This is a genomic window from Roseivivax sp. CAU 1761 (assembly GCF_054482755.1).
This window is the reverse complement of sequence record NZ_JBTLRM010000007.1, coordinates 100,231-123,968: the sequence shown is the minus strand read 5'-3', so window position 1 is coordinate 123,968 and position 23,738 is coordinate 100,231. Positions and strand designations below refer to the sequence as shown.

At 71.6% G+C, this 23,738-nt stretch carries 24 protein-coding genes; 13 read left to right on the top strand and 11 right to left on the bottom strand.

From position 1 onward, the window contains the following. Positions 1-314 precede the first annotated feature (314 nt). Positions 315-830: a single-stranded DNA-binding protein gene (gene ssb / locus ACXYMW_RS06865; protein WP_459034559.1), complete on the bottom strand. Its 516-nt coding sequence runs from the start codon at positions 828-830 to the stop codon at positions 315-317. A gap of 302 nt (positions 831-1,132) precedes the next feature. Here ssb and ACXYMW_RS06860 point away from each other — a divergent pair, with 302 nt between their 5' ends. Further along, the gene (locus ACXYMW_RS06860) at positions 1,133-1,696 is read left to right on the top strand and encodes a lytic transglycosylase domain-containing protein (RefSeq protein ID WP_459034584.1); all 564 of its coding nucleotides are present in this window, start codon (positions 1,133-1,135) and stop codon (positions 1,694-1,696) included. 10 nt (positions 1,697-1,706) lie between these two features. On the opposite strand, the gene ACXYMW_RS06855 is transcribed toward ACXYMW_RS06860, so the two are convergent. Both ACXYMW_RS06855 and miaA read right to left on the bottom strand, forming a co-directional pair. Continuing rightward, positions 1,707-3,371 carry an ABC transporter substrate-binding protein gene (locus ACXYMW_RS06855; protein ID WP_459034558.1) on the bottom strand — a complete coding sequence of 555 codons (1,665 nt, stop codon included), beginning with the start codon at positions 3,369-3,371 and terminating at the stop codon, positions 1,707-1,709. Beyond that, positions 3,368-4,264 (bottom strand): tRNA (adenosine(37)-N6)-dimethylallyltransferase MiaA, encoded by an 897-nt coding sequence (gene miaA / locus ACXYMW_RS06850; protein WP_459034557.1) that lies wholly within the window; start codon positions 4,262-4,264, stop codon positions 3,368-3,370. Before miaA ends, ACXYMW_RS06855 begins: the two co-directional genes overlap by 4 nt. Positions 4,265-4,581: 317 nt before the next feature. On the opposite strand from miaA, the gene frr reads away from it, so the two are divergent. From frr to lpxB, 12 genes are all read left to right on the top strand, one after another. After that, positions 4,582-5,145, top strand: coding sequence for a ribosome recycling factor (gene frr, locus ACXYMW_RS06845; protein ID WP_459034556.1), 564 nt, complete (start codon positions 4,582-4,584; stop codon positions 5,143-5,145). Between the two features lie 35 nt (positions 5,146-5,180). Then, positions 5,181-5,906 carry a polyprenyl diphosphate synthase gene (uppS, locus tag ACXYMW_RS06840; protein WP_459034555.1) on the top strand — a complete coding sequence of 242 codons (726 nt, stop codon included), beginning with the start codon at positions 5,181-5,183 and terminating at the stop codon, positions 5,904-5,906. Next, a complete protein-coding gene (locus tag ACXYMW_RS06835; RefSeq protein ID WP_459034554.1) occupies positions 5,903-6,700 on the top strand; it encodes a phosphatidate cytidylyltransferase in 798 nt (265 codons plus the stop codon). Before uppS ends, ACXYMW_RS06835 begins: the two co-directional genes overlap by 4 nt. Positions 6,701-6,702: 2 nt before the next feature. Continuing rightward, entirely contained in the window at positions 6,703-7,911 is a 1,209-nt protein-coding gene (gene dxr / locus ACXYMW_RS06830; protein WP_459034553.1) for a 1-deoxy-D-xylulose-5-phosphate reductoisomerase, read from the top strand. Beyond that, on the top strand, positions 7,899-9,242 hold the full coding sequence (gene rseP / locus ACXYMW_RS06825; protein ID WP_459034552.1) for an RIP metalloprotease RseP: 1,344 nt from the start codon (positions 7,899-7,901) through the stop codon (positions 9,240-9,242). Before dxr ends, rseP begins: the two co-directional genes overlap by 13 nt. 113 nt (positions 9,243-9,355) lie before the next feature. Continuing rightward, complete coding sequence (locus ACXYMW_RS06820) at positions 9,356-9,481, top strand: hypothetical protein (RefSeq protein ID WP_459034551.1); 126 nt, start codon at positions 9,356-9,358, stop codon at positions 9,479-9,481. A gap of 115 nt (positions 9,482-9,596) precedes the next feature. Beyond that, positions 9,597-11,951, top strand: coding sequence for an outer membrane protein assembly factor BamA (bamA, locus tag ACXYMW_RS06815; RefSeq protein WP_459034550.1), 2,355 nt, complete (start codon positions 9,597-9,599; stop codon positions 11,949-11,951). Beyond that, on the top strand, positions 11,951-12,652 hold the full coding sequence (locus ACXYMW_RS06810) for an OmpH family outer membrane protein (protein ID WP_459034549.1): 702 nt from the start codon (positions 11,951-11,953) through the stop codon (positions 12,650-12,652). Before bamA ends, ACXYMW_RS06810 begins: the two co-directional genes overlap by 1 nt. 60 nt (positions 12,653-12,712) lie before the next feature. Beyond that, positions 12,713-13,189 (top strand): 3-hydroxyacyl-ACP dehydratase FabZ, encoded by a 477-nt coding sequence (gene fabZ, locus ACXYMW_RS06805; RefSeq protein WP_459034548.1) that lies wholly within the window; start codon positions 12,713-12,715, stop codon positions 13,187-13,189. Further along, positions 13,186-13,974 (top strand): acyl-ACP--UDP-N-acetylglucosamine O-acyltransferase, encoded by a 789-nt coding sequence (gene lpxA / locus ACXYMW_RS06800; protein WP_459034547.1) that lies wholly within the window; start codon positions 13,186-13,188, stop codon positions 13,972-13,974. The genes fabZ and lpxA overlap by 4 nt, the downstream gene beginning before the upstream one ends. After that, positions 13,974-14,762: an LpxI family protein gene (locus ACXYMW_RS06795; RefSeq protein ID WP_459034546.1), complete on the top strand. Its 789-nt coding sequence runs from the start codon at positions 13,974-13,976 to the stop codon at positions 14,760-14,762. The genes lpxA and ACXYMW_RS06795 overlap by 1 nt, the downstream gene beginning before the upstream one ends. After that, a complete protein-coding gene (gene lpxB, locus ACXYMW_RS06790) occupies positions 14,759-15,922 on the top strand; it encodes a lipid-A-disaccharide synthase (protein ID WP_459034545.1) in 1,164 nt (387 codons plus the stop codon). Before ACXYMW_RS06795 ends, lpxB begins: the two co-directional genes overlap by 4 nt. Positions 15,923-15,941: 19 nt before the next feature. Here the strand turns inward: lpxB and ACXYMW_RS06785 are convergent, their stop codons facing one another. From ACXYMW_RS06785 to ACXYMW_RS06750, 8 genes are all read right to left on the bottom strand, one after another. Further along, positions 15,942-16,334, bottom strand: coding sequence for a hypothetical protein (locus ACXYMW_RS06785; protein WP_459034544.1), 393 nt, complete (start codon positions 16,332-16,334; stop codon positions 15,942-15,944). After that, the gene (gene alr, locus ACXYMW_RS06780) at positions 16,331-17,368 is read right to left on the bottom strand and encodes an alanine racemase (protein ID WP_459034543.1); all 1,038 of its coding nucleotides are present in this window, start codon (positions 17,366-17,368) and stop codon (positions 16,331-16,333) included. The genes ACXYMW_RS06785 and alr overlap by 4 nt, the downstream gene beginning before the upstream one ends. A gap of 88 nt (positions 17,369-17,456) precedes the next feature. Further along, on the bottom strand, positions 17,457-18,950 hold the full coding sequence (locus ACXYMW_RS06775; RefSeq protein WP_459034542.1) for a replicative DNA helicase: 1,494 nt from the start codon (positions 18,948-18,950) through the stop codon (positions 17,457-17,459). A gap of 204 nt (positions 18,951-19,154) precedes the next feature. Then, positions 19,155-19,829, bottom strand: a complete 675-nt coding sequence (locus ACXYMW_RS06770; RefSeq protein WP_459034541.1) for an orotate phosphoribosyltransferase — start codon at positions 19,827-19,829, stop codon at positions 19,155-19,157. Between the two features lie 24 nt (positions 19,830-19,853). Further along, positions 19,854-20,894, bottom strand: coding sequence for a dihydroorotase (gene pyrC, locus ACXYMW_RS06765; RefSeq protein WP_459034540.1), 1,041 nt, complete (start codon positions 20,892-20,894; stop codon positions 19,854-19,856). Positions 20,895-20,961: 67 nt separating this feature from the next. Continuing rightward, a complete protein-coding gene (locus ACXYMW_RS06760) occupies positions 20,962-21,921 on the bottom strand; it encodes a phosphoadenosine phosphosulfate reductase (protein ID WP_459034539.1) in 960 nt (319 codons plus the stop codon). Between the two features lie 95 nt (positions 21,922-22,016). Continuing rightward, positions 22,017-23,075, bottom strand: coding sequence for a glycosyltransferase family 2 protein (locus ACXYMW_RS06755; RefSeq protein ID WP_459034538.1), 1,059 nt, complete (start codon positions 23,073-23,075; stop codon positions 22,017-22,019). Positions 23,076-23,078: 3 nt separating this feature from the next. After that, a complete protein-coding gene (locus ACXYMW_RS06750) occupies positions 23,079-23,723 on the bottom strand; it encodes an FkbM family methyltransferase (protein WP_459034537.1) in 645 nt (214 codons plus the stop codon). Between the last annotated feature and the right edge of the window lie 15 nt (positions 23,724-23,738).

Sequence of the window (23,738 nt, the reverse complement as noted above, 5' to 3'; positions counted from 1 at the left end):
ACGATCGGGCCCGTCCCCTGCCGACCGACCGGGTCTCCGGCCATGCCGAATCCGACCTGACCGGTCGGAACGCGATCGCTCCGGGGTCGGTCCTCAGGGGGCCGCACGGCGCGCCGACGCGCCGGTTCGCGGTCCCCGACGCCGACGCGCGGCTGAACGGCGACGCCGCCGCGCCGCGCGGGTCCGTTGACCGGACGCAGAACGCGGCGACCTAGCGTGACCGCCTCGCCGCAGCGTCGGGCCGCGCCACGAAAAAGGGGGCCGACAGATGCCGGCCCCCGCCCATCCCCGATCCGGCAGCGCGGTGCCGGTGCTCAGAACGGAATTTCGTCGTCGATGTCGCGCGAGGGGGCGCGGGAACCGCCGCCGCCGCCGCTGCCGCCGCTGCCGCCGCCGTAATCGCGGTCGCCGCCGCCGTATTCGTCGCCGTAGCCGCCGCCGGAATAGCCGCCGCCACCGCCGCCGCCGCCTTCGCCGCCGCGGCTGTCGAGCAGCGTCAGCTCACCGCGATAGGGCCGCAGCACCACCTCGGTGGAGTAGCGGTCCTGGCCCGACTGGTCCTGCCATTTGCGGGTCTCAAGCTGGCCCTCGATATACACCTTGGAGCCCTTCTTGAGGTATTGCTCGGCGATCCGCGCCAAGGGCTCCGAGAAGATCGCCACGGAATGCCATTCGGTGCGCTCGCGCCGCTCGCCCGTGTTGCGATCCTTCCAGGTCTCCGAGGTGGCGATGCGCAGGTTGCAGACCTTGCCGCCGTTCTGGAACGTCCGCGTCTCGGGGTCGCGCCCGAGATTGCCGACGAGGATCACCTTGTTCACCGATCCGGCCATGAAAATCCTTTCCGCTCGCTTCTGCGGCCAAGCGCGGCCGCGATTCCCGGGCGCTGGCCCGCTTTGCAGGCAGGTTTACACAAGCCGCCGCCGCACCGAAACCACGTTGCGCGCCCGACGCGACGGGAGGGGCGCCGGTTCAAAAGGCTGGCGCGGAGCGGCGATTTCGGTAAGCTTCCCGGCAAAATGCACCAAACCGGATGCGAGGGACGATGATTGCAGCTCAATGCGGGGCCGGCGCGCCGCCCGCGCGCGGCCGTCTGACGCGCTGGCACGGACCGGCGGCCTTTGTCGTGGCGCTGATGGCGGCGCAGCTTCCGGCCAGCGCCGACGTGCTCTCCTCGAAGAGCCGCGCGCACCTCTTCAGCTCGCAGACCCGGGTGCTCGACAGCCGCGCGGCGCAGCAATACCGCAGCTCGGTCCGGCTGCAGCCGCCGCGCGTGGTGACGCCGACCAAATGGGATGACGGCGCGGGGCAGAGCCCGGCCTACCGGGGCGCCTATCGCGGCGCCTATCTCGCGGTGGCGCGCGACGCCGCCCGGCGCCACGGCATCCCGGAGGACCTGTTTCTGCGCCTCGTGCAGCAGGAATCCGGCTGGAACCCCAAGGCGCGGTCGCACAAGGGCGCGCTGGGGCTGGCGCAGCTGATGCCCGGCACCGCGCGCGGGCTCGGCGTCGATCCGCACGATCCGGTGCAGAACCTCGAGGGCGGCGCACGCTACCTGAAGGCGCAATTCGCCCGCTTCCGCTCCTGGCCGCTGGCGCTCGCCGCCTACAATGCCGGGCCCGGCGCGGTGGAGCGCTACGGCGACGTGCCGCCCTATGCCGAGACCCGCAACTACGTGAAGGTGATCTGGGGCGGCTGAGCCCGGCCGTTCAACTCTCCGCGAAGCCCAGTGCGTAGAGATGCAGCTCGAAGGCGGGGTGCATCTCGGCGCCGACCACGCCGGGCCGGGCATGGCGGTAGAGCGAGCGCCAGTAGGGCTGCACGATCACCGCATCGGCGCGCAGCAGGCGCTCGAGTTCGGCCATGGTCTCGGTCCGCTCGGCCGCCGGGACCTGGGCCTGCGCCCGGTCCAGCAACGCGTCGAAATCGGGATTGGCATAGCCGGTCTCGTTCCAGACGGCGCCGCTGCGATAGGCCAGCGACAGGGTCTGGATGCCCAGCGGACGGTGGTTCCACTCGGTGATCGAGAGCGGGAAGTCCTTCCATTCCGACCAGAAGCGCGAGCCCGGCAGCACGACCTGGCGCGCCTTGATGCCGGCATCGCGCAGCATCGCCTCCACCGCGGCGCCGGTGCGCCGCGTGACGCCGTCGTCGAGGGTGACGATGCGGTGCTCGAAATCGGCGTAGCCGGCGGCGACGATCAGCGCCCGGCCGCGCGCCGGGTCGTGCGCCGCGGGACCGATATCGGCGTGGTCGGGCTGGATCGGCGCGACGTGGTGGTTGGCGGCCACGGTGCCGCGCCCGCCATAGCCGAGCTCCAGGCAGATCGCGTTGTCGACGGCCAGCGCCAGCCCCTCGCGCAGCCGCCGCTCGGCATAGGGCCGTTGCCCCGCCACCTCGGCGCGCTGGTTGCCGCGCAGCACCACCGTCGCCGCGGTGCTGACCTCGGAGGGCTGCCACCCCAGCGCCTCGGCGCGCTCGATGAAGGGGCCGACATTCTCGAACAGCATGTCGACCAGATCCTCCTCGACGCCGCGGATCCAGCTGGCCGGGTCGGTGCCGAGATCGACGAACTCGATGCGGTCGAGCGTCGCCGGCCCCCATTCCGGCAGTGCCGCGCCCCACCACTCATGCGCGTCGTTGCGCACCAGCGCGGCGCCCCGGGCGGGGGTGACATGCTCGGGCAGGAAGGGCCCGGTCCCGACCGGTGCGGCGAGCATGGTCTCGGGGTCGAAGCCCGGCGGGATCACCGCGGCGGGGTAATCGGCGAGCGTCGCCATCAGCGTCGCATCCGAGCGCGGCAGCGTCACCAGGACGGTCTGCGCGTCCTCGGCCGTCACCGCGCCGGCGCGCACTTGCTGCGTTTGCGGGTCGACGAGGCTGGCCAGCGCGGCGGCCATGACGTTTCCGGGCACCGTGGCGTCGCACCAATAGGCGAAGTTGCGCAGCACGTCCTCGGCGGTGAAGGCGCGCCCGTCGCTCCAGCGCACGCCCGGCCGCAGCCGCAGGCGGTACTGCCGGGCGTCGTCGCTGGCCTCCCAGCTCTCCAGAAGCATGCCGCGCAGGCTGCCGTCATGGCGGTACTCGACGAGGTATTCGAGCCAGCCGCGGGTGATGTTGGCGATCTCCGGCCAGTCCATGGTGCGCGGATCCTTCAGCGGCCGCACCTCCTGCTGGATCCGCAGGGTGCCGCCGGGGCGCCGCGCCGGGGTCGGGGCGGGCGTCTCCTCGGCCCGCGCCGGGCCGGCGAGCCCGCGCGCCAGCGGCGCCGCGAGGCCGAGCGCGGTGGCCCGGGTCAGGAAGTCGCGCCGCGTCATCGCCCCGCGCTGCAGCGCGGCCAGCAGGTCGGGCAGGGCGGCGGGGGGCCGGGTCATGCCACGCCCTCGCGTTGGGTGGCGGGGTCGAGCCGCTGCCAGCCCGCCATCCGCGCCCGGAACCAGGTGCGCTGGCGCTTGGCGAATTGCCGCGTGGCGATGCTGGCCCGCTCGATCGCCGTCTCGAGGTCGAGCCGGCCGTCGAGATGGGCCATCAGTTCGGCCGCGCCGATCGCCTTGGCCGAGGGCCGGTCGGGCGACCAGCCCGGCCGGTTGGCGCGCGCCTCGTCGAGCGCGCCGCCCGCCACCATGGCGCGGAAGCGCCCGGCGATGCGCGGGTCGAGCCAGGCGCGCGGCGCCTCCACCACGTAGGCCCGGGCGCCCGCCAGCGGCAGCCGCGGCGGCGGCGTCTCGTCCTGCCAGGCGGCGATGCCGCGCCCGGTCATGCGCAGCACCTCCCAGGCGCGCTGCACCCGCATCGGGTTCTGCAGGTCGATCCGGGCCGCGCTGTCGGCGTCGAGCTCGGCGGCCAGCGCGGCGAGCCCGCGCGCCGTCAGCCGCGCCTCGGCCTCGGCGCGGATCTCGGGCGTGGTGGCGGGGACCTCGGCCAGCCCCTCGGTCAGCGCGGTGAAGTAGAGCCCGGTGCCGCCGACGATGATCGGCCGCTCCGGCCCGGCGAGCAGCGGCGCGACCGCGCGCAGCCAGGCGCCCACGGAATAGGCGACATCGCCCGGCACGTGACCGTAAAGCGCGTGCGGCGCGCGCGCCTCCTCCTCGGCATCGGGTCGTGCGGTCAGGACGCGCCAGTCGGAATAGACCTGGATGGCGTCGGCATTGACGATCACGCCGCCCTGCACCTCGGCCAGCCGCAGGGCCGCGGCCGACTTGCCGGAGGCGGTGGGGCCGGCGATCAGCACCGGCTGGTCCGGGGCGACCTCGCGGGGGTCGATCATCTTCGCGTGATCCTTTCGGTCCCGGGGCGTCGCGGCGGGCGCGGCGATGCGATTGTCCGCCTTCGCGCCGCCGGCGGCATTGTCTCTGCAGGAATTTTCCGACACTAGTGAGCGGGATTCTAGACCGCCCGTGGCGCCGGACGCAAGCGAGGGGCCGGACGCGCGCCGGGGCCGCCGCGGCGTGGCGCGAGGCGGGCGGGGCCCGGACAGGCGGGCCTATACAAGCGGCATGGCGGGGCCCTATGGTGCCGCGCGATGCGGATAGCCGGACGCGCCACGACGCGGTGCCGGCCCGAGAGACCGAGGACGACAAGAGCATGGCTGACGAGTTCGAACTGGATACCGACGACCTGAAACGGCGCATGGACGGCGCGATGAGCAATCTGCGCACCGAATTCGCCTCGCTGCGCACCGGCCGTGCCTCGGCCTCCATGCTGGAGCCGGTCCAGGTCGAGGCCTACGGCCAGATGACCCCGATCAACCAGGTCGGCACCGTCAACGTGCCCGAGCCGCGCATGGTCACCATCAACGTCTGGGACAAGGGGCTCGTGGGCAAGGTCGAGAAGGCGATCCGCGAAAGCGGGCTCGGCATCAACCCGCAGCTCAACGGCACCATCATCATGCTGCCGATCCCGGAGCTCAACGAGGAGCGCCGGCGCGAGCTCACCAAGGTGGCCGGGCATTACGCCGAGGGCGCCCGGGTCTCGATCCGCAACGTCCGCCGCGACGGCATGGACCAGATCAAGAAGGCCAAGGGCGACAGCCTCTCCGAGGACGACGCGAAGTTCTGGGAAACCGAGGTGCAGGAGCTCACGGATACGTATATCGCCAAGGTGGACAAGGCGCTCGAGTCCAAGCAAGAAGAGATCATGCAGGTCTGATCGGGACCTGTGACGGGGGCGAAGGAGGACACGCGATGGCGAAACCCATCCGCGACGGCGCAGGCCCGCGTCACGTTGCGATCATCATGGACGGCAATGGCCGCTGGGCCCAGAGCCGCGGCCGGCCGCGGCTCTTCGGCCACCAGGCCGGGGCCCGGCGGGTCCGCGAAATCGTCGAGGCCTGCCCGGATTCGGGCGTCAAGTACCTGACGATCTTTGCCTTCTCGACCGAGAACTGGAAGCGCACGCAATCCGAGGTGGCCGGGCTGATGAGCCTGTTCCGGCGCTACATCACCAAGGAGGCGCGGGCGCTCCGGGCCGAGAACGTGCGCGTCCGCTTCATCGGCGACCGGGTCAAGCTCGACGACAAGCTGCGCCTGCTGATGGACGAGCTCGAGGCCGCGACTTCGCATTGCACCGGCGTCAACCTGACCATCGCGCTGAATTACGGCGACCGCGACGAGGTGGCCCGCGCCACCAAGCGGCTGGCCGAGGATGTCGCGGCGGGCCGGCTCGACCCGGCCGAGATCGGCGAGGAGACGCTGCCGCGCTATCTCGACACCTGCCTGCTACCGGATCCCGACCTGGTGATCCGCACCTCGGGCGAGGCGCGCATCTCGAACTTCCTGCTCTGGCAGTCGGCCTATGCCGAATACGAGTTCGTCGACACGCTGTGGCCGGATTTCAGCGCCGCCGAATTCGCCCGTCTGACCGCCTCCTTCGGCGGCCGCGAACGCCGCTTCGGTGCGGTCCCGGCATGACGACACGGTCACGCTGGCACGATCTCGGCGAGCGGCTGCTCTCCGGCGCCGTCCTGGTCGGCCTCGGCGTGGTGGCGATCTGGTTCGGCGGCCTGATCTTCCACGTCCTGGTGGCGCTGATCTGCGGCGTCATGGTCTGGGAACTGGTCTCCATGCTGGAGGCCAAACGGCAGCGCGCGCCGCTGTTGCTGGGCACCGCGGCCGGAATCGCCATGCTGGTGGCCAGCGAGGTGCCGCCCTCCTTCGCGCTGCCGCTGGTGCTGGCGCCGACCATGCTGGGGCTCGGCCAGATGACCCGGGGCGGCGTGACCTATGCCTGTTTCGCGGCGCTGATCATGCTGGCGGGCTACGGCATGATCGAACTGCGCGACCGCTACGGCATCGAATGGCTGCTCTGGCTGGTCGGCATCGTGGTCGCCACCGACATCGCCGGCTATTTCGCCGGGCGCTCGATCGGCGGGCCACTGCTCTGGGAGCGGGTGAGCCCCAAGAAGACCTGGTCGGGCGCCGCCGCCGGCTGGATCGCCGCGGGGCTGGTGGGCTTCGCCTACGCCACCATGACGCCCGCGCATCTCGGCCTCATCGGCCTGTCGATCTCGGCCTCGATGGCGAGCCAGATCGGCGACATCGCCGAAAGCGCCATCAAGCGCCGCGCCGGGGTCAAGGACAGCTCGGCGCTGATCCCCGGCCATGGCGGGCTGTTCGACCGCTTCGACGGCATGCTCGGCGCCTCGGTCTTCTACCTGATCGCCGGCCAGATGGTCGGCTTCCCGCCCGGCATCGCCGCGCTCTGACCATGGCAGAGCGGCGGCGGATCAGCATTCTCGGCGCGACGGGGTCGATCGGGCAGAACACCCTCGACCTGATCGCGCGCGCGCCCGACGCCTACCGCGTGGTGGCGCTGACCGGCGGGCGCAACATCGCCCGGCTGGCCTCTGATGCGCGCGCCCACCGCGCCGAGATCGCGGTGACCAGCGACCCGGCGCGGCTGGACGAGCTGCGCGCCGCGCTTGCGGGCAGCGGCGTCGCCGCGGCAGCCGGGCCCGAGGCGCTGATCGAGGCGGCGGCGCGTCCGGCGGACTGGGTGATGTCGGCGATCGTCGGCGCGGCCGGGCTGGCGCCGGGTCTCTCGGCGCTCGAAACCGGGGCCACGCTGGCGCTCGCGAACAAGGAAAGCATGGTCTGCGCGGGGCCGCTGATGCTGGCCACGGCGCGCCGATCGGGGGCCCGGATCCTGCCGGTGGACAGCGAGCATTCGGCGGTGTTCCAGGCGCTTCTGGGCGAGGACCCGGCGGCGGTGGAGCGCGTCGTGATCACCGCCTCGGGCGGCGCCTTCCGCGACTGGCCGGAAGAGCGGCTGGCCCGCGCCACCCCGGAAGAGGCGGCGCGCCACCCCAACTGGGCGATGGGCCAGCGCATCACCATCGACAGCGCGTCGATGTTCAACAAGGCGCTGGAACTCATTGAAACGCGGGAGTTCTTCGGGTTCGCGCCCGAGCAGATCGAGACCGTGATCCACCCCGAGTCGCTGATCCACGCGCTGGTGGGCTTCCGCGACGGTGCGCTGATGGCGCATGTCGGCCCGCCCGACATGCGCCACGCCATCGGCTTCGCGCTGAACTATCCCGAGCGCCGGAGCCTGCCGGTGGAGCGGCTCGACCTCACCGCGCTCGGCCGGCTGAGCTTCCGCGCGGCGCCGGAATCGCGCTGGCCGGCGCTGCGCCTGGCGCGCGAGGTGATGCGCCAGGGCGGGCTGGCGGGCGCGGTGTTCAACGCCGCCAAGGAGCGCGCGCTCGATGCCTTCATCGACCGCCGCATCGGTTTTCTCGACATGGCCCGCGTGGTCGAGCAGGTGCTCGGCCGCGCCACCGCCGACGGCACGCTGGCCGAGACGGCGACCACGCTGGACGCGGTGCTGGAGGCGGACCGCGCGGCGCGGCGGATGGCCGACGCGGCCGCCGCCACCCTGCGCAACAGACACGGGACGGATCTTTGGACATCGTGACCCTGATACCGCAATTCGGCGGGCTGCTCTGGACCCTTCTGGCCTTCGTGGTGGCGCTGTCGGTGATCGTGGCGATCCACGAATACGGCCATTACATCGTCGGCCGCTGGTCGGGCATCCATGCCGAGGTGTTCAGCCTGGGCTTCGGCCCGGTGCTGGCCTCGCGCACCGACCGCCGCGGCACGCGCTGGCAGTTCGCGCTGCTGCCCTTCGGCGGCTACGTGAAGTTCAAGGGCGACGCCAACGCCTCGGGCGGGCGCGACGCGGCGGCGATGGACAAGCTCGCCGAGGCCGAGCGCCGGCGCACCATGAACGGCGCCCCGCTCTGGGCGCGCAGCGCCACGGTGGCCGCCGGCCCGGTCTTCAACTTCGTGCTGTCGATCCTCGTCTTCACCGGCATCTTCCTCGCCCGCGGGGTGATCTCGGAGCCGCTCACCGTGGGCGACCTGCGCCCGATGCCGGGCGTGCAGGACCTGGCGCCGGGCGACGAAATCCTCGAGATCGCGGGCAGCGCGCCGCCCTCGTTCGAGGCGACGGCCGAATTCGCGACCTTCCTGGCCGAACTGCCGGTTGCGCCGGAACTCGATTACCTCGTGCGCCGCGACGGCGCCGAGCGCCGGGTCACCGGGCCGTACGTCTATCCGCCGGTGGTCAGCCAGGTGATGCCGCTCTCGGCGGCGTCGGAGGCCGGGTTGGAGCGCGGCGACGTCATCGTCGCCATCGACGGCACCGAGGTCTTCGCCTTCGACCAGCTGCGCCAGCGCGTCGAGGCCTCGGAGGGCGCGCCGCTCGACCTGTCGGTCTGGCGCGACGGCGAGCTGCTCGACCTCGCCCTGGCGCCGCGCCGCATCGACGAGCCGCGGCCCGAGGGCGGCTTCCGCACGGTCTACCGGATCGGCATCGCCGGCGGCATGGCCTTCGAGCCCGCCACCGAGACGCCCGGCGTCTTCACCGCGGTCTGGGCCGCGGTGGGGCAGGTGGGGGCGATCATCCAATCGTCGTTGTCCGGCCTGTGGCACATGATCACCGGCGCCATCTCGACCTGCAACCTCTCGGGACCCATCGGCATCGCCGAGACCTCGGGCGCGATGGCGAGCCAGGGCACCCAGAGCTTCATCTGGTTCATCGCCGTGCTCTCGACTGCGGTGGGACTCCTGAACCTCTTCCCGGTGCCGGTGCTCGATGGCGGCCATCTGTGCTTCTACGCCTACGAGGCGGTGGCCGGACGGCCGCCCTCGGACCGGGCGCTGCGGGTGCTGATGTCGATCGGCCTGACCCTGGTGCTGGGCCTGATGCTCTTCGCGCTGACCAACGACATCTTCTGTCCCTGAGACCTTTCCCCGGACCGGCCCCGACGCCGGTCCCGAAGCCGCCGCCGCGGCGCCCCATTGCCGCCGCATTCACCGCCTAGATTGGGTCCGGCTTTGCGACGGGAGTATCCCAAATGACGGCACTCGGCGGCGGCTATCGCTCTCTATGCACGGTCTGGCACCTGGCCGGCGACCGGCTGCTCACCGCCGGCGGGATCGGCGTCGCGCTGTGGATCAGTGGCATCCTCGCAACCCTCTGACCGCTCTGGGGCCATACCCCACATCTTGTGGCTCGCCCGCCCCAGACGCCTTTTGACAAGGCATACCGTTCCCGATACTGACTTTGCTCGAGGGACAGGTGACAGGGTAGCGGCAATGACCGACAAGACGAAACCGCGCCGTGCCGGGCGAACGGCCCTGCGGCGCGCGCTGGCTTCCACGGCGACCATTCTGACGCTGAGCGCCGCCGTCGGCAGCGCCGTCGGTCCGGCCCCGGCCATCGCGCAGACCTATACGTTCAATTCCGTCGCGGTCGAGGGCAACCGCCGGATCGAGACCGGGACCATCCTGAGCTATGCCGGCATCGGCCGCGGCCAGGCGGTGAGCGGCGCCGAGCTGAACGACGCCTATCAGCGCATCCAGGGCTCGGGCCTGTTCGAGACCGTGGAGATCGTGCCCCAGGGCGGCACGCTGGTGATCCGGGTGGTCGAGTTCCCGACCATCAACACCATCGCCATCGAGGGCAACCAGCGGCTCGACGACGACGTGCTGTTGCCGCTGGTGCAGTCGCAATCGCGCCGCGTCTTCAGCCCGGCCCAGGCCGAGGCCGACGCCCAGGCGATGACCGAGGCCTATTCCCAGCAGGGCCGGATCGCCGCGCGCATCCAGCCCCGGGTGATCCGGCGCAGCGACAACCGCGTCGATCTGGTCTTCGAGGTCTTCGAGGGCGGCGTGGCCGAGGTCGAGCGCATCGCCTTCGTCGGCAACCAGGCGTTCTCGGACCGGCGCCTGCGCCGGGTGCTGCAGACCAAGCAGGCCGGGCTGCTGCGCGCCATCATCTCCGCCGATACCTTCATCGAGGACCGGGTCAGCTTCGACCGGCAGGCGCTGCAGGATTTCTACGCCTCGCGCGGCTATGTCGATTTCCGCATCACCGGGGTGAATTCCGAGCTGTCGCGCGAACGCGACGGCTATTTCCTGACCTTCAACGTGCAGGAAGGCCAGCAATTCTCCTTCGGCCGGATCTCGGTCGCCTCCGAGATCCCCGGCGTCAACACCGCCAAGTTCCGCGCCGCCGCCGAGGCCCGCCCGGGCGAGGTCTATTCGCCGGCCCGGATCGAGCGCGACATCGCGCGGCTGGAACGCCTCGCGGTGCGCGAGGGCCTGGATTTCGTCCGCGTCGATCCGCGCATCACCCGCAACGACCGGGCGCTCACGCTCGACGTCTCCTACGTGCTGACCCGCGGGCCGCGCATCCTCGTCGAACGCATCGACATCGAGGGCAACACCACGACGCTCGACCGGGTGGTGCGCCGCCAGTTCGACACTGTGGAGGGCGACCCGTTCAACCCGCGCGAGATCCGCGCCGCGGCCGAGCGCATCCGCGCCCTGGGATACTTTGCCGATGCCCAGGTCGAGGCGCGCGAGGGGTCGACCCCGCAGCAGGTGATCGTCGATGTCGACGTCGAGGAACAGCCCACCGGCGCGCTGAGCTTCGGCGGCTCCTACTCGACCTCCTCGGGCTTCGGGCTCGGCATCTCGTTCAGCGAACAGAACTTCCTCGGCCGCGGCCAGCGGCTGCGCTTCGGCATCACCACCGGGGCCGACAATCGGCGCTATTCGTTCAACTTCGTCGAACCGGCGCTGCTGGGCCGCGATCTCGAGTTTGGCATCGGGCTGAGCTACTACGAGAGCGAACAGGACAACGCCCGCTTCAACACCACGATCGGCACCTTCCAGCCGTCTCTGACCTTCCCGATCTCGGAAAGCACCCGGCTGCAGACGCGCTACACCGCGCGCTATGCCGACCTGACCGTGCCCGATCCCGCCGATGTCGGCCGGATCGTCAACGCCGAGGCCGACCGCGGCGCGCTCTGGGAAAGCTCGGTGGGCTACACGCTGAACTACGACAGCCGCCGCACCGGCCTCGACCCGAATGCCGGCGTGGTGCTGGAGTTTGGCCAGGATTTCGGCGGGCTCGGCGGCGACACGACCTTCATCAAGACCACCGCGCGGGCCCAGGCGCAGCGCCTGGTCTGGAACGAAGAGGTGACCCTGCGCGCCTCCATCGAGGGCGGCGCGCTGCATTACGACGGCGACGGCAGCCGGGTGGTGGACCGCTTCTTCCTCGGCTCCTCTCTGATGCGCGGCTTCGAGCCGGGCGGCCTCGGGCCGCGGGAATACGACCAGTCCGGCGGCAACGACATCAACGACGCGCTTGGCGGCAACTACTTCACCGTCGCCAGCCTGGAGGCGGAATTCCCCCTCGGCCTGCCGGAGGAATACGGCATTTCCGGCGGCGCCTTCTACGATGTCGGCAATCTCTGGGGGCTCGACCAGAGCAACGACGACGTGCTCTACGAGGACGGCTCGTTCCGCCACGTGGTCGGCCTGTCGCTGTTCTGGGAGACCCCGCTCGGGCCGCTGCGCTTCAACTTCAGCGAGGCGCTGAAGAAGGAGGAAGAGGACCGCGCGCAGAACTTCGAGCTGACCATCTCGACCGAGTTCTGATGCGGGGCGGGGGGCTCGGCGCGCTGGCGGCGGTCCTCGGGCTCGCCGCCGCGGCGGTCCCGGCGCAGGAGGCGGCTCCGGGCGGCACCGGCGCCGAACGCGCGCTCGACCGCGGCCAGGCCGATGCCGCGATGGTGCGCAGCGCCATCCTCACCGTCGAGACCGAGCGGTTGTTCGAGCAGAGCGCCTTCGGCCGCCGCGTGCTGGCCGAGATCGAGGCGGAGGGCCAGGCCCTGGCCGCCGAGAACCGGCGCATCGAGGCCGAACTCACCGCCGAGGAGAAGCGGCTCACCGAGCTGCGCCCGGAGATCGATCCGGCCGAGTTCCGGCGCCGCGCCGACGCCTTCGACGCCCGCGTCCAGGAGTTGCGCGAGCAGCAGGACGCCAAGGCCCGCGCGGTGACCGGTGCCTCGGAGACCGCGCGGCGGCAATTCCTCACCGCGGCCCAGCCGGTCCTGGCCGAGATCCTGCGCGAGGCCGGCGCCGCGGTGATCATCGAGCGGCGCAGCGTGCTGGTCAGCCTCGACGCCACCGACATCACCGCCCTGGCGATCGAGCGGATCGACGCGTTCCTGGGCGACGGGCGCGGCCTCGACGCGCCGGCGCCCGATGCGGCCGCGCCGGAGGCCGAAGCCCCCGGGACCGAATCGCAAGATCCCGCCGGCGCGGAGGACACCGCGCCGGTTGCGCCGCAGGACTGAGCCCGGCTTGCCCGGCCGCCCGGGCATTGCTAGGGACAGGCGAAAAGAAGGAAGACGCCCATGTCCGAGACGCCCGCCGCCGCGCCGCTCCAGAGCGCCGACATCCAGCGCATCCAGCGCATCCTGCCGCACCGCTATCCCTTCCTCCTGGTCGACCGGGTGGAGGATATCGACGGCACCAGCCGCGCCGTCGGGCTGAAGAACGTCACCATGAACGAGCCGCATTTCCAGGGCCATTTCCCCGGCACCCCGATCATGCCCGGCGTCACCATCGTCGAGGCGATGGCGCAGACCGCGGCGGTCATGGTCGGCGTCACCATGGCGCTCGAGGACAAGGAGATGCTGATCTATTTCATGGGCATCGACGCCTGCAAGTTCCGCCGCAAGGTGGTCCCGGGCGACCAGCTGCGGATGCATCTCGAGACCCTGCGCGGCAAGCCCGGCGCTAAGGTCTGGAAGTTCCGCGGCCGCGCCGAGGTCGAGGGCGATCTGGCCTGCGAGGCCGAGTTCACCGCGATGATGGACCTGCAATCTTGAGCGAGCCGGCGATCCATCCCAGCGCCGTCGTCGAGGACGGGGCCGAGATCGGCGCCGGGGTGCGCATCGGGCCGTTCTGCCATGTCGGCCCCGCGGTTCGTCTGGCCGAGGGCGTCGAGCTGAAGAGCCACGTCGTGGTGACCGGCGACACCAGGATCGGCGCCGAGACGGTGGTCTTTCCCTTCGCGGTGATCGGCGAGGTGCCGCAGGATCTGAAGTTCCGCGGCGAACGCACGCGGCTCGAGATCGGCGCCCGCAACCGCATCCGCGAGCACGTGACGATGAATGCCGGCACCGAGGGCGGCGGCGGCGTCACCCGCATCGGCGATGACGGCCTGTTCATGGCGGGCTGCCACGTGGCGCATGACGTGCAGGTGGGCAACCGCGTGATCCTGGTCAACAATTCCGCGCTGGCCGGGCATTGCGTGATCGCGGACGACGTCATCGTCGGCGGTCTCTCCGGGGTGCATCAATGGGTGCGGATCGGCCGCGGCGCGATCATCGGCGCGGTCACCATGGTCACCAACGACGTCATTCCCTACGGCCTCGTTCAGGCGCCGCGCGGCAAGCTCGACGGGCTCAACCTCGTCGGGCTGAAGCGTCGCGGCGTGGCGCGTGCGGACATCACCGCGCTGCGCGCGGCCTTCCAGATGCTGGCCCAGGGCGAGGGCGCCTTCGTCGACCGCGCCCGCCGGCTGGGCCAGGAGACGCAATCCGACTACGTGCGCGAGATCGTCGAGTTCGTGCTCGCCGATACCGACCGCCATTTCCTGACGCCGGGCTGATGCTGGCGCTGATCGCCGGGCGGGGCACCCTGCCGAAGGTCGTCGCGGCGGCGCAGACGCGTCCGCCCCTGGTCTGCGCGCTCGAGGGCGCGGCGCCGGAGGGGCTGAGCGTGGATCTCAGCTTCCGCCTGGAGCGCCTCGGCAGCTTCTTCGCCCTGCTCAAGCGGCGCGGCGTCACCCGGGTCTGCCTGGCCGGCGGCATCGACCGCCCAGCGCTCGATCCGCTCAAGCTCGACCTGCGCACGCTGGCGCTGCTGCCGCGCATCCTGACGGCGCTCCGGCGCGGCGATGACGGCGCGCTGCGCGCGGCGCTCGGTCTGTTCGAGCGCGCCGGCTTCGAGATCGTCGCGGCGCACGAGGCGGCGCCGGGGCTGCTGCCGTCTCCGGGCGTGCCGACCCAGGCCCGGCCGGGGCCGGAAGCGCGCGAGGAGGCGCTGCTGGGCGACCGCGTGATCGCCGAGATGGGGCGCGCCGATCTCGGCCAGGCCTCGATCATCCGGGGCGCCAGCGTGCTCGCCCGGGAAGGCGACAACGGCACCGACGCGATGCTGCGGGGCCTGGGCTACTTTGCCCGCGGCGCGGTGCTCTACAAGGCGCCGAAGCCCGGCCAGGACCGCCGCGTCGATCTGCCCACGATCGGCCCCGGCACCGCCGACCGGGTGGCCGAGAAGGCGCTGCGCGGCATCATCGTGGAGGCCGGCGGCGTCATCGTGCTGGAGCCCGCAGAGGTGATCCGCCGGCTCGACCGGGCCGGGGCCTTCCTCTGGGTCCGGGAGCCCGGCGCATGAAGATCTTCATCGTCGCCGGGGAGCCCTCGGGCGACCGCCTGGGCGGGGCGCTGATGGCGGGGCTGCGGCAGCGCTGCCCGGACGTCTCCTTCGCGGGCGTCGGCGGGCCGCTGATGGCCGAGCAGGGGCTCGCCAGCCTGTTCCCGATGGACGAGATCGCGATCATGGGGATCGCCGAGATCCTGTCCCAGTACCGCTTCCTGAAGCGCCGGATCCGCGAGACCGCCGCCGCCGCGGTGGCGGCGCGTCCCGACGTGGTGATCACCGTCGACCTGCCGGAATTCGGGCTCCGGGTGGCCGAGGCGGTGAAGGCCGCGGCGCCGGGCATCCGCACCGTGCATTACGTGGCGCCCAGCGTCTGGGCCTGGCGGCCGAAGCGCGCCCGCCGCATGGCCCGGCACGTCGACCAGGTGCTGGCGCTGCTGCCCTTCGAGCCGCCCTACATGGAGGCCGAGGGCATGCGCTGCGACTTCGTCGGCCACCCGGTGGTGACCGAGCCGGTGGCCAGCGCGGAAGCCGCGGCGGCGTTCCGCGCCCGCCACGATCTCGGCGCCGCGCCGCTGGTGCTTTTCCTGCCGGGATCGCGGCGCGGCGAGGTGGCGCGGCTCGGCCCGGTCTTCGGCGCGGTGGCGGCGCGGGCCTGTGCCGCGCGGCCGGATCTGCGCCTGGTGGTGCCCGCGGCGCCCTCGATGGCCGCCACGGTGCGCGAAATGGCGTCAAGCTGGCATGGCGCGCCGGTGGTGCTCGACCCGCGCGAGGCCGGCCCGGCCGAGGCGCTGGACGAGAAGCGCGCGGCCTTCGCGGCGGCCGATGTGGCGCTCGCCGCCTCGGGCACGGTGTCGCTGGAACTGGCGGCGGCGAACACGCCCATGGTGATCGCCTACGACATGAACTGGCTGTCGCGCGCGGTGATCTCGCGGCTGCTGCTGACCGACACGGTGACGCTGGTGAACCTCGTCAGCGAGACCCGCGCGGTGCCGGAATTCATCGGCCGGGCCTGCCGGCCGGAGGCCATCGCGCCGGCGCTCCTCGACGTGCTGGAAAAGCCGGAGGCGCAGAACGCGGCGATGGCGCTGACCATGGAGCGGCTGGGCCGCGGCGGCCCGCCGCCGGGGCTCCGCGCCGCCGACGCGGTGCTGGCAGGTCTCGGGCGCGGCTGAGACGGGCCGGCCTCCGGGCTCAGGTCAGGCGGGTCGCCAGCCAGAGCCCGGTCAGGCCGGCGAACATCGCCAGATGCAGCACGTCGATCAGGCCGATGCGGCGCCCGGGCAGCAGCATGCTGAGCGCGAAGAGCGCCGACAGCGCCAGAGGCACCGCCATGCCGCCGCCGGCATTCAGCACCTTGGCCACCGGCCCGTACCAGGCTCCGGCGGCCAGCTTGAAGGCCGGCGCGAAGATCCCCGCGGTGGCCGCCAGTGCCGCCAGCGCGGTGAGCCCGGCCACCAGCCGGGACGGGCCGCGGGCGGTGAAGACCCGGATCAGCGCCAGCAGCGCCAGCGCCTCGACATAGAGGAAGCGCTTGGCGAAGAGCAGCGGCAGGATCGGCCAGCTCGGCTCGAGCAGCGAGGTCATGAAGCGGAATAGCGGCGCCGGTAGCGCGGGCCGAGCGCGGTCAGGATCTCGTAGCCGATGCTGCCGGCCCAATCTGCCAGCGTGTCCACCGATTGGTGCCGGCCGAGGATCTCGACGCTCTCGGGCGGCTCGGGCACGTCGGTGACGTCGATGCCGATCAGATCCATGGAGATCCGGCCCACCACCCGGCAGCGGGTCTCGCCGGCATAGACATGGGCGTGCGGCGACATGATGCGGTGCAGCCCGTCGGCATAGCCCGCGGCGATGGTGGCGATGCGGCGCGGTCCCGGCGCCGCCCAGCTGTTGCCGTAGCCCACCGTCTCGTCCGCAGCGATGTCGCGGATCTGGATCACCGGCACGTCGAGATAGGCCACCGGGCGGGCATCGACGAAGGGCAGCCCGCCATAGAGCCCGATGCCCGGGCGGGTGACGTCGAACTGGAAGTCCGGCCCGAGCAGGATGCCGCCGGTGGCCGACAGCGAGCGCGGCGCGTCGATGCCGTCGGTCATCTCGCGGAAGGCGCGCAATTGCTGCTGGTTCATGGCGTGGTCGGGCTCGTCGGCGCAGGCCAGGTGGCTCATCACCAGGACCGGGTTCTGGGCCAGCGCGATGTCGCGCAGCGCCGCCCATTCCGCGGGCTCCATGCCGAGCCGGTTCATGCCGGAATCGAGCTGGATGCCGAAGGGATGGCCGGGCAGGGCCTCGACATGCAGGAGCATCTGGTCGACCGAGTTCAGCATCGGCACCAGGCCGGCCTCGCCGATCATCTGGGCATCGCCGGCCATGTGGCCGTTGAAGACGAAGATGTCCGGCCCGTCGCCCAGCACCCGGCGCAGCGCCACGCCCTCCTCGGGCTGGGCCACGAAGAAGCGCCGGGCGCCCTCCGCGGCGAGCGCCGGGGCGACGCGGTCGGCCCCCAGCCCGTAGGCGTCGGCCTTCACCACCGCGCCGGTCTCGGCGCGCGAACGTGCGGCGAGGTCGCGCCAGTTGGCGGCGAGAGCGGCGAGGTCGATGGTCAGGGTCGGTGCAGCCATGAACGCTGTTTCGCAGGGATTTCGGCCGGGTCAAGAGCGAAGTGGCGCCGCCGCGGCGGGCCGCCGTCCCGGCCGTCCCGGTCCGCTCCTAGAAGGCGTCGGCCGGGGCGGTCTGCCAGGGCTTCACGAGGTTGCCGAAGCGGGTGAAGCGGCCCTCGAAGCTGAGCTCGACGGTGCCGATGGGGCCGTGCCGCTGCTTGCCGATGATGACCTCGGCCTTGCCGTGCACGCGCTCCATCTCCTCCTGCCACTGCGCCATGCGCTCGAGGTCGTGGTCGCCGGGCTTTTCGCGTTCCTTGTAGTACTCGTCGCGGTAGACGAACATCACCACGTCGGCGTCCTGCTCGATGGAGCCGGATTCGCGCAGGTCCGAGAGCTGCGGACGCTTGTCCTCGCGGCTCTCCACCGTCCGGGAGAGCTGCGACAGCGCGATGACGGGGATGTTCAGTTCCTTGGCGATGGCCTTCAGGCCCATGGAGATCTCGGCGATCTCCTGCACCCGGTTGTCGCCGCGCCCGGTGCCGCGCACCAGCTGCAGGTAGTCCACCATCAGCACGTCGAGCCCGTGGGTCCGCTTCAGCCGCCGCGCCCGGGCGGCGAGCTGGGCGATCGGCACGGCGGGCGTGTCGTCGATGTAGAGCGGGCAGGCCTCGAGGCTTTTGGCGGCCTCGACGAAGCGGCGGAACTCGTCCTCGGTCATGTCGCCGCGGCGGATCTGCTCGGACGGCACCTCGGCGGCCTCCGACAGGATCCGCGCGGCGAGCTGCTCGGCCGACATCTCGAGGCTGAAGAAGCCCACCACGCCGCCCTCGACCGCGCCCTCGCTGCCGTCGGGCTTGGTGCCGCGGCGATAGGCCTTGGCGACGTTGAAGGCGATGTTGGTGGCCAGCGAGGTCTTGCCCATCGAGGGCCGCCCGGCGAGGATCAAAAGGTCCGACGGGTGCAGGCCGCCGAGCTTCTTGTCGAGATCGACGAGCCCGGTCGAGATGCCCGAGAGCTGGCCCTCGCGCTGATAGGCGGCGTTGGCGACGTTCACGGCGTCGGTGACGGCGCGCAGGAAGGACACGAAGCCCTTCTGCGCCTGGCCCTGCTCGGCCATCTGGTAGAGCGCCTGCTCGGCCTCGACGATCTGTTCGCGCGGCTCGGAGGCGACGTCGACCTTGGCGGCCTTGGAGGAGATGTCGCGGCCCAGCGCGATCAGGTCGCGGCGCACCGCGAGGTCGTAGATCATCTGCGCGTAGTCGCGCACCGCGAAGGACGACACCGCCGCACCGGCAAGGCGCACGAGGTAGGCCGGGCCGCCCAGTTCCTTCAGGCCCTCGTCATCCTCCATGAAGGCCTTGAGGGTGACCGGCGAGGCGAGGTTGTTCTTGGCGATCCGGGCAGCCGCGATCTCGTAGATCCGGGCATGCACCGGCTCGTAGAAATGCTTCGCCGAAATGATCGCCGCGACCCGGTCATAGACGTCGTTGTTGGTCAGGATCGCGCCCAGCAATTGCTGCTCGGCCTCGATCGAATGCGGCATCGTATCGGGCGAATCGATTTCCGCCCGGCCGCGCGGGAAACTGGCGATTTCGCTCATCCTGTCGTCCTCGACTGCTCTGCGCTCGGACGCGCCTCTTAGGCGCTCGTCCCCGACTCGTGCAATTGCCCCGAAAGGCTCGGCAAACCGCCATGACGCGAGGTCGCCTCCTCCGATACCGGATGTTGCCAGCCGGTTCGGTCGTGCGTCAACATCTTGACAAGTGATCCAATATGGATCTGACGCTGTTCGGCAGCACTTTGCCTAGGCGCGCGCCGCTTGCCACTCCCGCGGATTCTCCAGAAAGGCGCTGACCTCGGACAGCGTGGCGGCGTCGAAGGCGTCCTGCGCGCGGGCCTCGGCCAGCACGTCCCACCAGGTGCACAGATGGTGCAGGGCGACGCCGTGCTCGGCGAGCCTCGCGGTCGTCTCGGGATAGATGCCGTAATAGAAGATCACCGCCGTGTGGCCGCAGGCGGCGCCGGTTTCGCGGATCGCGTCGACAAAGCTCAGCTTGGAGCCGCCATCGGTGGTCAGGTCCTCGACCAGAAGCACCCGCTGGCCCTCTGTCATCACGCCCTCGATGCGGGCATTGCGGCCGTAGCCCTTGGGCTTCTTGCGCACGTAGCTCATCGGCAGGGCCAGCCGCTCCGCGATCAGCGCGGCGAAGGGGATGCCCGCGGTCTCGCCGCCGGCGACGTTGTCGAAGGCCTCGAAGCCGGCATCGCGCATCACCGTGACTGCAAGGAAATCCATCAACGTCGACCGGATCCGCGGGAAGGAGATCAGCTTGCGGCAATCGACATAGGTCGGCGAGGGCAGGCCGGAGGCCAGGGTGAAGGGCGTCTCGGCGTTGAAATGCACGGCCCCGGTCTCGAGCAGCATGCGGGCGGAGAGACGGGCGATTTCCTCGCGGGCGGGAAAGGAACTGGGAATCATCGGGGTGGGGCCTTCGGGCAGAGATCAGGAACGGACGACGCGCCAGGCGAGCGGGAAGCCGGGATCGAACACCGTCACCGTCTCGCCCCCGGCCTCGATCCTGGCGGGCAGGTCGGGCGCGCCGCGCTCCAGCGTCAGCGTCGCGTCGTTGGGCGCCATGCGGTAGAAGGCCGGGCCGTTCAGCGACGCGAAGGCCTCGAGCCGGTCGAGCGCGCCGGCGGCCTCGAAGACATGGGCGAGGATCGGCATGGCGTTGGGCGCGGTGAAGCAGCCGGCGCAGCCGCAGGCGCTTTCCTTGGCGGTGTCGGGATGCGGCGCGCTGTCGGTGCCGAGGAAGTAGCAGGCCCGGCCCGAGGTCGCGGCCTCGACCAGCGCGGCGCGGTGGCTTTCGCGCTTGGCCACCGGCAGGCAGTAATAATGCGGCCGGATGCCCCCGGCGAGGATGTGGTTCCGGTTGATCACCAAGTGATGCACGGTGATCGTCGCGGCCAGGTCGTCACCCCCCGAACCGGCGTAGTCGGCGCCCTCCTTGGTGGTGATATGCTCCATCACCACGCGCAGGCCCGGCGTGCGGCGGCGCAGCGGGTCGAGCACGCGGTCGATAAACACCGCCTCGCGGTCGAAGATGTCGATCTCGGCATCGGTGACCTCGCCGTGCACACAGAGCGGCACGCCGGCCTCGGCCATCGCCTCGAGCACGCCCTGGACGCGGTCGAAATCGCGCACCCCGGAGGCCGAATTGGTGGTGGCGCCGGCGGGGTAGAGCTTGACCGCGGCGATCAGCCCCTCGCGATGCGCGGCGACGACGTCGGCGGCGTCGGTCTCCTCGGTGAGGTAGAGCGTCATCAGCGGCGTGAACGCCGCGGCCTCGGGCAGCGCGGCGCGGATGCGGTCGCGGTAGCCGCGCGCGTCGGCGGCGGTCACCACCGGCGGCACCAGGTTCGGCATGATGATGGCGCGGGCGAAGTCGCGGGCGCTGTGCGGCGCGACGGCCTCCAACATCGCGCCGTCGCGCAGATGCAGGTGCCAATCGTCGGGGCGGCGGATCGTCAGGGTCTCGGACATGGCCCGGGCGTTAGCACGGCCCGCGCGCGGCGCGCCAGTGGGATTCGGCGCGGCCCGAGTGCGGCGCTCAGACCGCCGCCATCCGCGGCGCCTCCGCCGCTTCGTCGATCTCCGCCTCGAGCGCCGCGAGCCGGCGGCGAAAGCGCGGCGCCCGCATCCGGCCCAGCACGTTGCGGCAGAGCATCAGCTCCAGCCCGCGCCGCTCCTCGGCCTCGAGCCGCGCCTGCAGGCGCCGCAGGTAGGGGCCGTGGCCGCGCCGCGCCCGCACGATCCGGGCAAAGGAGGCGCGGCTCAGCGTGCCCGCCATGGCCTCGGTCAGCAGGGTGTCGAGCCCGCGCATGGTGATCAGGTCGGCCTGCAGCGCACTGCCCATATGCGGCAGACGCAGCCGGTCGACATTGGGGCGCACGAAGAGCGAGGCATGCATGGCGTCGAGCGTCATGCGCGGATCGTAGACCAGCCAGACCCGCTCGGCGGCGTCGATCATGTCGGGCGCGTAGCCGTAGCGGCTGGTGAAATCGCTGCGCCGGGTCTCGGGGAAGCGGTCGTCCCATTCGGTCCGCCGCGCCTCCAGCGTCGCCTGCGGCTGCAGCGCCAGCACCCGCGCGCCCGGTGCGGCCACCGAAAAGGCGCAGGCCGCGTAGCCGCAGGATCCGGCGCCATAAAACAGGATGCGGTCGAATTCGTCGAAGAAGCCGTCATCGTTGAGCTGGTCGAAAAAGGCGTAGATCTCCGGCCGCCGGAACCAGCTGTGGCGCCGCGACACTACCGCCAGATGCGACCAGCCCTGCGCCTCGGCCAGGGCTGCGGTAAGCGGGCGCCCGTCCGGCGACAACGCGCCGATATCGTCGAAGGTCTCGAAGGAGACGATCAGCGTCTGGCCCTCGGTCTCCACGAAATGCGCGTGGTGCTCCGCGTCCAGCCGTTCGAAGAAGCCCTCCGCGGTGCCGATCTGCTCCATCCGGGCGACCCAGTCGGGATAGTCGAGGTCGGCAAGGTCGCTGGTCGGGGCGGGTGCGTCCTGCATGGATCTTCCTTTCGCTGCGCGGGCGGGGGCGGTGGCTGCTCTGCGCGGAACCTGCCCGCGCATTCCGGCAGAAATGTGCCGCCATCCGGCGAGATTCAGGGCGATGATCGCAGATTGGCGGCACGGGCGCGACGGCCGTATTCGAGCAGCCAATGCGCCGCGTCGGGGGGCAGCGGGCGGGTCGGCTCAGACATCATCAGCCGGCCCATCATGGCGCGCCAGCGATCCTCGAGCATCAGCGCCTCGAAGCGGGCGCGGCGCCAGCGCACGGCCTCGGAATGGAGCCGCGCGAGCACCGGGTCGGCGGCCAGCCGGGTGCGAATGGCGGCGGCTTGCGGCGCCAGGGCGAGGATGCTGGTATCCTCCTCGGCGGCGAAGTTGCGCTCGCTCCAATAGTCGAGGCCCAGCGTCTCCCCGGCATGGACGGCGCGGCCGCGCGCGGCCTTCAGGATATAGCTCTCGCAACAGCCCAGCGGGTAGTGGTTGAGCTGCGCCAGCCCGTAATTCGGCCGCCCGAAGGGCGAGTAGATGCGCGACTTGCGATAGCTGTCGGGCAGCCGGCGGCCATGGCCGTCGAACCAGCGCGCCGCCGCCAGCCGGTCGGGATCGGGGGCGCGCGGGCGGTGCACCCCTGGTTTCCGATAGGTGCCGTCGTTGCGGTAGAGCGTCTTGAACATCGCCGCCCGCCATGGCCAGTGCAGGATCTCCGGCGCCGCCCGGGTGAAGCGCCGCGGCACCGGCTCGTCGCGCCAGCGCACCGCGCCGCCATTGCCGAAGAGCCGCCAGGTCAGGGTGATGGCGGTGGCCTCGGGCAGGGCGGCGATCAGGTCGGGCAGGCGGCGGGCGCCGACATGGACGTTGACGAATTCGTCGATGTCGAGCGGCAGGATCCACTCGGCGTCGCGAAGAACCGGGCTTCGGGCGGCGTGGTTCAGCGCGCCGAACTGGAGGCCGCCTTCGCCGTGCGGGCCGTCATTGCGGTGATGCGTGACATGGCCCAGCGCGGCCAGCCGGTCGAGCATCGCGTCGGTGCCGTCATCGCAATCGTTGGAATAGGCCAGGACGTGGCCGATCCCCGCGGCGAGGTGATGCGCTAGCCAGTCGAGCAGCAGGGCCGCCTCGTTGCGCACGCAGAGAATGGCCAGGATGCGCATGTCTCACCCCCCCTTCCGGACGGTCATATCCGTGCCGCGGGAAGCCTTGGGACAACAGCTCGGCCCGGCGCGGTGGCAGGCGGCGAAAACCGCCCGTGCCCGGGCCCGGCCGATCCCTTGCGGGTGCGGCTCGACGATGGCGGCGCGCAGCCGGTCGCGCGGCGCCGGAGGCATCAGCTCGGCCTCGGCGCCCTCGGTGTCGCAGAGCAGCACCTGGGGGCGCAGATCCGCCATCGCCCAGCGGATACCGTTCCGCGGCACCAACGCCGCCCGCTCAATCGAGCCGCGCTCGACGCTGGCGTCGAGCGGGCCGGCGAGGAAATTGCGCCGCGCGCAGAGCGGCACCGGCGGGCGGTCTCCAACCGCCGGCTGCGCGGTGTGCACGGCCACGTTGGCAGCGGGCGCCGCGCGGATGCCGGGCATCAGCGTAGGGTCAGCCTCGTGGCGGATCACCCGCCCGACCCGGCGCTTCCCCGCGATCGGCGTCGACAGGTGGCCGTCGCCGCCGGGCTCGAGAATCCGGTCGCTCGCCTTGCGCAGGGCCTCGCGGATCCGCCCCGTGACGATCCTGCCGTCCTTCGGACTCTTCAGCCCGCGCGCGCGCAGGACCGGGTCGCTGGGCGGCGGGACGGGGCGGGCATCGGCCACCTTGCGGGCTCCTTC

Coding starts and splice junctions, on each gene's coding strand:
- ssb (WP_459034559.1), bottom strand. CDS start 830: ATGGCCGGATCGGTGAACAAGGTGATCCTCGTCGGCAATCTCGGGCGC.
- ACXYMW_RS06860 (WP_459034584.1), top strand. CDS start 1,133: ATGGCGGCGCAGCTTCCGGCCAGCGCCGACGTGCTCTCCTCGAAGAGC.
- ACXYMW_RS06855 (WP_459034558.1), bottom strand. CDS start 3,371: ATGACCCGGCCCCCCGCCGCCCTGCCCGACCTGCTGGCCGCGCTGCAG.
- miaA (WP_459034557.1), bottom strand. CDS start 4,264: ATGATCGACCCCCGCGAGGTCGCCCCGGACCAGCCGGTGCTGATCGCC.
- frr (WP_459034556.1), top strand. CDS start 4,582: ATGGCTGACGAGTTCGAACTGGATACCGACGACCTGAAACGGCGCATG.
- uppS (WP_459034555.1), top strand. CDS start 5,181: ATGGCGAAACCCATCCGCGACGGCGCAGGCCCGCGTCACGTTGCGATC.
- ACXYMW_RS06835 (WP_459034554.1), top strand. CDS start 5,903: ATGACGACACGGTCACGCTGGCACGATCTCGGCGAGCGGCTGCTCTCC.
- dxr (WP_459034553.1), top strand. CDS start 6,703: ATGGCAGAGCGGCGGCGGATCAGCATTCTCGGCGCGACGGGGTCGATC.
- ACXYMW_RS06820 (WP_459034551.1), top strand. CDS start 9,356: ATGACGGCACTCGGCGGCGGCTATCGCTCTCTATGCACGGTCTGGCAC.
- bamA (WP_459034550.1), top strand. CDS start 9,597: ATGACCGACAAGACGAAACCGCGCCGTGCCGGGCGAACGGCCCTGCGG.
- ACXYMW_RS06810 (WP_459034549.1), top strand. CDS start 11,951: ATGCGGGGCGGGGGGCTCGGCGCGCTGGCGGCGGTCCTCGGGCTCGCC.
- fabZ (WP_459034548.1), top strand. CDS start 12,713: ATGTCCGAGACGCCCGCCGCCGCGCCGCTCCAGAGCGCCGACATCCAG.
- ACXYMW_RS06795 (WP_459034546.1), top strand. CDS start 13,974: ATGCTGGCGCTGATCGCCGGGCGGGGCACCCTGCCGAAGGTCGTCGCG.
- lpxB (WP_459034545.1), top strand. CDS start 14,759: ATGAAGATCTTCATCGTCGCCGGGGAGCCCTCGGGCGACCGCCTGGGC.
- ACXYMW_RS06785 (WP_459034544.1), bottom strand. CDS start 16,334: ATGACCTCGCTGCTCGAGCCGAGCTGGCCGATCCTGCCGCTGCTCTTC.
- alr (WP_459034543.1), bottom strand. CDS start 17,368: ATGGCTGCACCGACCCTGACCATCGACCTCGCCGCTCTCGCCGCCAAC.
- ACXYMW_RS06775 (WP_459034542.1), bottom strand. CDS start 18,950: ATGAGCGAAATCGCCAGTTTCCCGCGCGGCCGGGCGGAAATCGATTCG.
- ACXYMW_RS06770 (WP_459034541.1), bottom strand. CDS start 19,829: ATGATTCCCAGTTCCTTTCCCGCCCGCGAGGAAATCGCCCGTCTCTCC.
- pyrC (WP_459034540.1), bottom strand. CDS start 20,894: ATGTCCGAGACCCTGACGATCCGCCGCCCCGACGATTGGCACCTGCAT.
- ACXYMW_RS06760 (WP_459034539.1), bottom strand. CDS start 21,921: ATGCAGGACGCACCCGCCCCGACCAGCGACCTTGCCGACCTCGACTAT.
- ACXYMW_RS06755 (WP_459034538.1), bottom strand. CDS start 23,075: ATGCGCATCCTGGCCATTCTCTGCGTGCGCAACGAGGCGGCCCTGCTG.